Genomic DNA, 822 nt, shown 5'->3' with positions numbered 1-822 from the left:
TATTTATATTGTAAAACCAAATCAACGAACTCACCATATTTCTACAGCATGATTAAAGATTCGGTTCTCCAAACTAACTGAACTGATCAAACAAAAAAAAAGGCACCAGTTTAACAACCGGTGCCTAATCATTCGTATGCATTTTTACAAATGCAATAGATTCATAAATTTTTGCCCATTATATAAAAGGAGGCAAAAAGTTTTCCGGTAGTGTTTCCATTTTTTGTTTTTGTGAAAAAGGACATACTGATCCCGTTGTACCTAAATCCCCTGAAACTTTTACATGCTTTCTAAACTCGACATTAATGAAATCAATTCCCATTACTTTTTGCCTCCTTTCTCATATTGTGATAATAACACAATAATAATTGATGAAAAAGAAATAATCAACCCTACTTTTTTGAAAACCAATTTAAAGCTTTACTACTTTTACTTACATAATAAAGGCAGGTGCAGTATAAACTTTTTTAAATAGGTCTTCTTTAACGAGCAGGTAGCGTCAGTTAAAGTAGATAATTTAAGATCGAAATCATATTATAGATATTCCGAAATTGGGCGTGATTGTTGCAGGTCAAAAGCTTAATTCCTCGATAAAATAAAAAGGAATTAGTTTTTTTATTTGTGGTACATTCTTCTGACCGTAATCAATTGTCATCTAATAATTACATTGTATTTTTTCATTTGATTTAACACGTTAAATATATGTTCTTAAAGTAAAAACATTGATGTTAATGGATTTTTAGTAATTTACTCTTGATAAGATGTGACGCCCTCTGCTGAAGATATCAATGTGACCGAACGATTAATGCTCATCAGTGAAAT

General features: G+C 30.3%; 1 protein-coding gene. It reads right to left on the bottom strand.

The annotated features are described in order from the left end of the window. Positions 1–178 precede the first annotated feature (178 nt). A complete protein-coding gene (locus tag KA878_RS13640; protein WP_002360221.1) occupies positions 179–322 on the bottom strand; it encodes a hypothetical protein in 144 nt (47 codons plus the stop codon). Positions 323–822 lie beyond the last annotated feature (500 nt).

This window comes from Staphylococcus sp. GDY8P57P (genome assembly GCF_017892585.1).
Taxonomy (GTDB): Bacteria; Bacillota; Bacilli; order Staphylococcales; family Staphylococcaceae; genus Staphylococcus; species Staphylococcus borealis.
The sequence above is the reverse complement of the archived record's forward strand: the minus strand, read 5'-3'. Positions and strand labels throughout refer to the sequence as shown.